Source organism: Acidocella sp. MX-AZ02 (assembly GCF_000306035.1).
GTDB classification, from domain to species: Bacteria; Pseudomonadota; Alphaproteobacteria; order Acetobacterales; family Acetobacteraceae; genus Acidocella; species Acidocella facilis.
This window is the reverse complement of sequence record NZ_JH976213.1, coordinates 4383-12032: the sequence shown is the minus strand read 5'-3', so window position 1 is coordinate 12032 and position 7650 is coordinate 4383. Positions and strand designations below refer to the sequence as shown.

Below are 7650 nucleotides of genomic sequence, written 5' to 3'. Positions count from 1 at the left end.
GGCCTTGAAACACCGATTTTTGGATTCAAAAATGACAGCCTCATTGATAGTGGCTTTGGCTGGCGAACCGAGGCTGTATTTGTTTGCGGAATGGATTATTTTCATACTCTCCCCAGTTTTTTCCTGGAGGAAATCGGTCGCAATGACAAAGATCTGAAGACCGATGACGGCTATGGGATCTTTTCCCCCAAATTTGGCATTGCGTTCGATCTTCTCGATTTAGACGAAAGTGACAAGACAATATGGGCGTATTCGCGTGAAGAGCTGGAGCGGATTTTGGTGAAGTGCAAGCCCTTCACGGACTTCTGACTGTTACATCGACAGCAGCAAGCGGTCGCCTGGCCGCCGAGAGCAATGCCAACCGTGTTCAGGAGCAAAAGCGGAATAGCTCCTGTCCGACAAAAGCTGGGCAAGGCAGCCATTCCGCGTCCAGTGACTTTATGCAGAATGACGCCGCAAATTAGTGAGCCTGAAAGAAGCGGAGAAGAGCATCAGCTGTTCCGCAGCGAGACGCGCTCGAACGAGACCCATGCCTCAACCACTGACCCGGATGCCAGGCTGTACCGCAAGAGCCAAGGCCAGCCAGCAAGGTTGTGCTATATGGGGCATGTGCTGATGGAGAACCGTAACGGCCTGGTCGTGGACAGTACCCTCACCCACGCCACCGGCACCGCCGAGCGCGAGGCTGCCCTGACCATGCTGGACCGCCGTGCCGGCAACAGGCGCATCACGCTGGGGGCCGATAAAGCCTACGATGTTGCGGACTTCATCGGTGAATTGCGCGCCCGCAAGGTGACACCGCATATCGCCGTCAACGGCACGGTCTATAAAACAGGCACACGGCGCAAGAGCGCCATCGACGGCCGCACCACGCGCCATTCAGGCTACGAGATCAGCCTGCGATGCCGAAAACGCATCGAGGAGGTCTTCGGCTGGGCCAAATCCAGCGCCGGACTGACCAGGTTCAAGGTCAAAGGCATCGCCAGAACCACCGCCATCTTCAGCTTCTTCGCCGCAGCCTACAACCTCATCAGACTGCCAAAACTACTCAGCCAACAGCCCGCCTGATCCGCAGAACAGAATAAAACCAAGCCTCAACCTGACCAGCACCACCAAACCATAGGCTCAAAACAGAGAAAAGAAAGCTATCTCATAGCGTTTTGCAGCGGCCTGCTAGGGGAATATCTTCGTTTGAGATGGAAGCTTCCCGACGTACCAGCTCGGGGAAGGAAGGTTGTCGGATCTGAGTTCCGTGACCAGCTCGGTGCTTCTTCCGTCGACCAGTTCGCATTCGGCGATGGCGTGAGCCTGGATGAATGGCCTCACACCAAGGCATTTGGCGATGGCAGGCTGCCCGTGCCGCTGCAACCGGCCCTCCTTGTCCAGGATGGACAACTCCACCGCCCGCGCAAGGGTCATCTGCGCGAGACCGCCATCTCGTTCCTCGTGGAGCACGAAACCATCTGAACTCGGCGCGCGCACGGCGAAGCCCAGGACCGGCAGGAAATCCCAGGCCATGTCCGTCACTGTGTGTCGGTTGGCTTCCCAGCCAATGACCACGTGGGCGGCGACGGGCCGATCTGGAGCCTCCAGCGGGTGCATGTCCACCACATCGGCGACCATGGCGGCTGCGGGTGCGGCGCTGTCCTTGAGGTTCTCTTCGGCGGCGGAAATTTCCGCCGCGCGTTCGGCGTCGATCTCGGTGAGCTTCCACGAGCGGCGCAAGGTGCCGATCTGGTGGCGGGTGCCGGCGATGACCAGTGAGGCCGGCCGACGGTCCAGGATGTAGAGTTGAACGCCCATGTGGCTCTTGTACTCCATCGTGATGAGGATTTCATGATGCGGCGGTGCCGATCTGGCGTATGATATGCAGGTGGAAAGTGTCGCTTTCCACTTGACGTAAAGTCGAGGGCGGGTGCTAGGAGCTTTGGCATGAACGCGGCGGTGCATCCAGGTCAATTCTTGCGCGTCGAGGTTGTGGACCGCCACGGCCTCACGGTCGGCGAGGCCGCCGATGTGCTCGGCGTGACCCGCCAGGCCCTTTCGGCGGTGCTGAACGGCCGCGCATCCCTGACGCCGGACATGGCGCTGCGCTTCGAGAAAGCGTTCGGCACCCCGCTGGACCGTCTGCTGATGATGCAGACCCAGCACGACATCGCCCTCACGCGGTCGCGCGCGGCCGATCTCCGCGTTTCCGCCTTCCGGCCTAAGCAGCCGCCGCAGCAACAGCCGAACCTGTTATGATGGGGGCCCAAAAATCATCTCCGGACACGCTGACGCCCGCCGAGCGAAGCGCGCGGATGGCGTTGGTGCGCAACAAGGACACTCTGCCGGAGTTGCTGGTCCGGCGCCTCGTTCACGGCATGGGCTACAGGTACCGCCTGCACGCCGCTGATCTGCTCGGCCATCCCGATCTGGTCTTCCGCCCGCGCCGCAAGATCATCTTCGTGCACGGCTGCTTCTGGCACCGGCATGATGACCCGGATTGCAAGCTCGCCCGGCTTCCGCGCTCGCGCGCGGATTTTTGGCTGCCGAAGCTGGAGGGCAACCGCGCCAGAGACCTGCGGGTGGTGGGGGAGCTTGAGGGCAAGGGCTGGAAGGTGCTCACAATCTGGGAGTGCCAGACGAAATCAAAAGCCTCCTTGGAGGCGAGAATCAGGGAGTTTCTGGAGGCATGAGGTCGATTGAGCTTTTCGCCGGTGCCGGCGGCCTAGGCATGGGTCTTCACGAGGCGGGCTTCCACCCGGAGCGCGTCATCGAATGGGACAACAACGCCTGCGACACCCTGCGCGAGAACCAGGCCCGCGGTCAGGGCTTGGTGCGCGATTGGCCGCTGGTCGAGGGGGACGTGCGCGACGTGCTCTTCACGGAGCTTGAGGGCAAGGTCGATCTGGTCTCGGGCGGTCCGCCCTGCCAACCCTTCTCCCTGGGGGGAAAGCACAAGGCGCACGGGGACTTGCGCGACATGTTTCCCGAGGCGATCCGCGCCGTGCGCGAGGCGCGCCCCAAGGCCTTCGTGTTCGAGAACGTGAAGGGCCTGACGCGCGCCGCCTTCAGGAATTATTTCGAGTACATCCGCCTGCAGTTGGAGCATCCGGAGCTGAAGGCTAAGGCGAATGAGGATTGGGCGGATCATCTCGCCCGCCTGGAGAAGCACCACACGCGCGGGCGCAGAAGCGGTCTGCACTATCAGGTGGTGACACGCGTCTTGAACGCTGCCAACCACGGGGTGCCGCAGAAGCGCGAGCGTGTCGTCTTCGTCGGGTTCAGGGATGATCTCCATGTCTCGTGGAGCTTTCCGGACCAGACGCATTCCCTGGAGGCGCTGCTCTGGGACCAGCTGCACGGCGATTATTGGGACAGGCACCAGGTGGCGCGCCGGGAGAGGGTTTTGTCCGATCGCCTGACGCCGCGCGCCAAGGCCCTCAAGGAGAAGCCCGCCACCGCCGCCTGGCGCACGGTGCGCGACGCGATCGCCGATCTTCCCGACCCGGAGAACCGGAAGGCGGCGGGCAAGGTGCCCAATCACAATTTCCAGGCCGGCGCGCGGTCCTATGCCGGCCACACCGGCAGCCCATACGACGAGCCGGCCAAGACCTTGAAGGCCGGGGTGCATGGCGTGCCCGGCGGCGAGAACATGCTGGCGCGGTCGGACGGCACGGTGCGCTACTTCACCGTGCGCGAGAGCGCGCGGCTTCAGACATTCCCCGACGATTTCGTCTTCCACGGCTCTTGGACCGAGAGCATGCGCCAGATCGGCAACGCCGTGCCGGTGCTCATGGCGAAGGTGATCGGCGAGAACGTCGCCAGCCTGCTGAGGGCGCGCGCGTGAGCCCGTTCGAGGAAGTCGCGCCCGTGGCGCCGGGATACAAGGATTTCGAGTTCGATCTGCCGGGCGCCTTGCTGGACCATTTGGTGCGGGCGCTGGATGGCATGGGTGCCGCGCCGCTCAGCGCGGAAAGCCTCCGGGCGGTGCCCGAGGTCCAAGGCGTCTACCAACTATTCCTCGATGGTGAGCTGGTCTACATCGGCAAGACAGACGCGGAATCAGGGCTGCATCAGCGCCTGGCCAGGCACTCCCGCAAGATTCACCATCGCAAGGGGCTTGATCCGGCGCGGGTGACATTCAAGGCGATCCGCATCTTCGTCTTCACGGCCATGGACCTGGAGACCCAGCTCATCAAGCATTATGGCGGCGTGAAGGGCACCAAGTGGAACGGAAGCGGGTTCGGCGCCAATGACCCGGGGCGGAACCGCGACTACTCCAAGCCCGGCGAATTCGACCAGGAATTCCCGATCGACATCGATTGCGAGCTGGGCGAGGACTTCTCCGGCCAGCACACGGCGGCGGCGGTCGTCGCGAAGTTGAAGACCCTTCTGCCGTATACGTTTCGCTTCGAGACGCAGGCGCGGTCGCGGGTCCCGCATGCGGACCTGCTGGACACGAAGGTCACCATCTCGCCCGGGCCGATGACGGCGCGGAGGCTGATCGAGGAATTGGTGCGCCAGCTTCCACCGGGCTGGCAAGCGACGGCTTTGTCCGCACTTTTAATCTTGTACAAGGAGAATACCAATACATACCCGCAGGCGACGGTCCTGGCTCGTTCCTGACTTCAGGGGAGCGCTGGGCTGAGTGGCTCGCCGTTCTCGGCCTATATATGGTCGAGGACCCAAACTTGCTGGGGGTTGCGGAGTGATTAGGTCAGTGAACAGCATCTGTATCAGGACACGGTGAGAATGAACGATGAGTTGATGACGGCAGCTCTGTGTTGGGAGTTGGATGGGAAGACTTCAGCCGTGTTTGCTCACCGACAGCCTTCTCTTAGGTATTATTGCCCCGATGAGATTTGTTTAGCTCGCGTTGTTCCCGCCAAATTAAAGAATCACTTTTTTAGAGCACCTGATAGACATGTAGTTGGCTGCAGAAACGAGAAGGAAATATCAGAATCGTCCCTCGTTCCGGGTCTTTCTCATCCAAAAGTATCTCCTTTGCTGGCTCCGAACATTCCGACCCATCTTGGGCCTATTCCTATATGTCCCCCGTCAGCGCCCATGAGACAGAACTGGCATCTTGAATAAGGGAGGATTTCTGGCTCATCGTAACGACGAAGGAGCGTAGATGAGCCAGAAATCCTCGACTTCCAAGCCTTCCGCCGAGGCGGTTGTGCGCGACATCCGCCGGGCGACACGGCGGCATTATTCGGCGGAGGACAAGATCCGCATCGTATTGGAGGGCCTGCGCGGCGAGTACAGCATTGCCGAGCTGTGTCGGCGTGAGGGTATTGCCGAGAGCATGTATTATTCCTGGTCGAAAGACTTTCTCGAAGCCGGCAAGCGCCGTCTGGCGGGGGACACGGCGCGGGAAGCCAGTTCGGGCGAGGTGAAGGCGCTGCGCCACGAGGCTCAGGCCCTCAAAGAGGTGGTGGCTGAGCAGGCCCTTGAGCTGCGCCTGCTCAAAAAAAGCATGATCGGGGCTGGGGGCTGCCAAGAATGAGGTATCGCGCTCCTGAGAAGCTGGAGATCATCCGCCTCGTCGAGCAATCGCATCTGCCGGTGCGCCAGACGCTGGACCATCTCGGCATTCCCCGTCCGACATTTTATCGCTGGTATGAGCTTTATCGCGCCGGTGGCCCCGAGGCATTGCACGACCGCCCCTCAAAACCAGACCGCGTGTGGAACCGCATTGACGATGACACGCGCAAGCAGATCGTCGAATTGGCCCTGGAACGGCCAACGCTGAGCCCTCGCGAACTGGCCGTGACGTTTACCGACACCAACAGCTATTTTGTCTCCGAGGCATCCGTCTATCGCCTGCTCAAGGCGCATGATCTGATTAACTCGCCGGCCTTCATCATCGTTAAAGCGGCTGATGAATTCAAAGTCAAAACCACTGCCCCCAACCAACTTTGGCAGACAGACTTTACATATTTGAAAGTCATCGGCTGGGGGTGGATGTATCTCTCAACCATCCTCGACGATTATTCCTGTTACGTCATCGCCTGGAAGCTGTGTACCACCATGCAGGCCGAGGATGTTACCGATACGTTAAACCTCGCTCTCGAAGCCTCAGGCTATGCCTCAGCCAAGGTCCAGCACAAGCCGCGCCTGCTCTCAGATAACGGGCCTTGTTATATCGCAGGCGACCTTGCTAAATGGCTGGGACGGCGAAATATCGAACATATTCGTGGTGCACCTTGCCATCCACAAACTCAAGGTAAAATTGAGCGCTGGCATCAGACTTTGAAAAATCGCATCCTGCTCGAAAACTATAACCTGCCCGGCGACCTCGAACGCCAGATCGCCGCCTTCATCGAGCATTACAATAACTGCAGATACCATGAGAGCCTGGGCAACGTTACGCCGGCCGACGTCTATCATGGACGGGCAGCGGAAATCCTACAGCAGCGCCAACAAATAAAACGCCAAACCATCCAGGCCAGGCGCTTGCGGCATAATCAAATAGCAGCTTAAACTTTAACCCAGAAGGTGAGCCAAACCATCTCTTAAATCAGGCAGCCAACTGTCTCAAAGCATTCGACGACGGACAGGGAGACCTGCTTGACCAAGGATACCTTTCGGAGATTACGCCATGACTAGAAAAACATACCCCGATCTTCCTAATTGGACCTTCGAGATAGATGAAGTCTCTGCTGGAGTTTATGAGGTTGTGGCTAGGGACCATATTGGCCATGAAGTGTCAGAAAAAGGTATCGATGTTGCCGCAATTATAGAACTGTGCAGGCAACGAGCAGCAAAGCTCGTCAACTAGCGGTGATTATTTGCCGCAGAGGATGCAGCCGACGGAGGAAGCTTTCTCTACCGAGGTGTAAGCTCTGATCATCCAAACTTTGAAAGCTATTCGAATGGGGATATTGTTCCTGGGGACGTGAATGGGACGATTACACCCGAAGAGCACAATATGTTTGGCGATGATCCCTTCGTACAGGCACAAAGTCCATATACCTCATGGACAACTGATCCCGGTCTTGCTGCATCGCGCGCGGGAGACGGTGGTGTCGTTCTTCAACTACCGACTGGTGCGCCGCCCCCAGGTGCAACTTGGTCATGGGTATGGTCGCCGGATGCTTTCGGCGAAAACGAGATATTATTACAGGGGGCCAGGTCTGGAGCAACGGTGATAGGGCCATGAGTTTGACAAAACAAGACATCTTGAACGGTATTCGAACCCTTCCGCGGTCCAAGGATTTTGGAGTGGCGGAGGAATTTCTTCGCTCTCCAGAGACGGAGCCTTACAACCCGCCAATTGGAGGGAAGTTGTCGCGCGAGCGAACTGTAAAGCGTTCCGATATAATCGGTACGTGGACTTCCCGGCTGGCTAATTCCATAAAAAAGAACAAAGATCTTTATGGGTGCGCGGATTTTGTAAAAAGCTTAAACGAAATGCCCGGTGAGGCTAGACTATTCAGCCTTTCCTTCAAAAACCAAAGGAAGATCGGTACGTTCTGGTTCACGGTCGAGACTGAGAAACCCGTCGGGTTTGTTGTCGTCGAAAAAGATGGGCAGACTTGAGGCTCTCAAAGGCCACGTTTAGGTAAGAGTTGCCGCAGAGGAAGCAGGCGGTGCGCTCAATTTCTCCCAGACTGTTGATTTCCGCTGAGATCTGACCCTGGAAGGCCGGATTTTTCCATT

9 protein-coding genes and 1 pseudogene are annotated in these 7650 nt (G+C 58.8%); 8 read left to right on the top strand and 2 right to left on the bottom strand.

The genetic code is table 11. The features are described 5' to 3' along the window. Both MXAZACID_RS16880 and MXAZACID_RS16875 read left to right on the top strand, forming a co-directional pair. A partial coding sequence (locus MXAZACID_RS16880) for a hypothetical protein (RefSeq protein WP_168118462.1) occupies nucleotides 1-309 on the top strand: 309 nt, incomplete at its 5' end. 159 nt (nucleotides 310-468) lie between these two features. Then, nucleotides 469-1068: pseudogene (locus tag MXAZACID_RS16875) on the top strand (transposase); the annotation flags it as partial. 105 nt (nucleotides 1069-1173) lie between these two features. On the opposite strand, the gene MXAZACID_RS16870 reads toward MXAZACID_RS16875, so the two are convergent. Further along, complete coding sequence (locus MXAZACID_RS16870; protein ID WP_008495754.1) at nucleotides 1174-1821, bottom strand: hypothetical protein; 648 nt, start codon at nucleotides 1819-1821, stop codon at nucleotides 1174-1176. Nucleotides 1822-1932: 111 nt separating this feature from the next. On the opposite strand from MXAZACID_RS16870, the gene MXAZACID_RS16865 reads away from it, so the two are divergent. The 6 genes from MXAZACID_RS16865 (at nucleotide 1933) to MXAZACID_RS19515 (ending at nucleotide 6769) form a co-directional block, all read left to right on the top strand. Further along, entirely contained in the window at nucleotides 1933-2244 is a 312-nt protein-coding gene (locus MXAZACID_RS16865) for a HigA family addiction module antitoxin (protein ID WP_008495753.1), read from the top strand. Then, a complete protein-coding gene (locus tag MXAZACID_RS16860) occupies nucleotides 2241-2678 on the top strand; it encodes a very short patch repair endonuclease (RefSeq protein WP_270183508.1) in 438 nt (145 codons plus the stop codon). Before MXAZACID_RS16865 ends, MXAZACID_RS16860 begins: the two co-directional genes overlap by 4 nt. Beyond that, nucleotides 2675-3832 (top strand): DNA cytosine methyltransferase, encoded by a 1158-nt coding sequence (locus tag MXAZACID_RS16855; protein WP_008495751.1) that lies wholly within the window; start codon nucleotides 2675-2677, stop codon nucleotides 3830-3832. The genes MXAZACID_RS16860 and MXAZACID_RS16855 overlap by 4 nt, the downstream gene beginning before the upstream one ends. After that, nucleotides 3829-4611 carry a GIY-YIG nuclease family protein gene (locus MXAZACID_RS16850; RefSeq protein ID WP_008495749.1) on the top strand — a complete coding sequence of 261 codons (783 nt, stop codon included), beginning with the start codon at nucleotides 3829-3831 and terminating at the stop codon, nucleotides 4609-4611. Before MXAZACID_RS16855 ends, MXAZACID_RS16850 begins: the two co-directional genes overlap by 4 nt. Nucleotides 4612-5119: 508 nt before the next feature. Beyond that, nucleotides 5120-6471, top strand: a protein-coding gene (locus MXAZACID_RS16840) for an IS3 family transposase (protein WP_371137084.1) whose coding sequence is annotated in 2 segments (ribosomal slippage) — nucleotides 5120-5455 and nucleotides 5458-6471 — 1350 coding nt in all. Because the reading frame shifts where the segments join, the coding sequence is not laid out codon by codon here. Nucleotides 6472-6589: 118 nt separating this feature from the next. Then, a complete protein-coding gene (locus tag MXAZACID_RS19515) occupies nucleotides 6590-6769 on the top strand; it encodes a hypothetical protein (RefSeq protein ID WP_168118461.1) in 180 nt (59 codons plus the stop codon). 699 nt (nucleotides 6770-7468) lie between these two features. On the opposite strand, the gene MXAZACID_RS19890 is transcribed toward MXAZACID_RS19515, so the two are convergent. After that, nucleotides 7469-7650: hypothetical protein (locus tag MXAZACID_RS19890; RefSeq protein ID WP_205619859.1), on the bottom strand; the 182-nt coding region annotated here is incomplete at its 5' end.

Excerpts from the sequence above, each read along its gene's own strand:
- MXAZACID_RS16870 (WP_008495754.1), bottom strand. The coding sequence starts at position 1,821 with ATGGAGTACAAGAGCCACATGGGCGTTCAACTCTACATCCTGGACCGT.
- MXAZACID_RS16865 (WP_008495753.1), top strand. The coding sequence starts at position 1,933 with ATGAACGCGGCGGTGCATCCAGGTCAATTCTTGCGCGTCGAGGTTGTG.
- MXAZACID_RS16860 (WP_270183508.1), top strand. The coding sequence starts at position 2,241 with ATGATGGGGGCCCAAAAATCATCTCCGGACACGCTGACGCCCGCCGAG.
- MXAZACID_RS16855 (WP_008495751.1), top strand. The coding sequence starts at position 2,675 with ATGAGGTCGATTGAGCTTTTCGCCGGTGCCGGCGGCCTAGGCATGGGT.
- MXAZACID_RS19515 (WP_168118461.1), top strand. The coding sequence starts at position 6,590 with ATGACTAGAAAAACATACCCCGATCTTCCTAATTGGACCTTCGAGATA.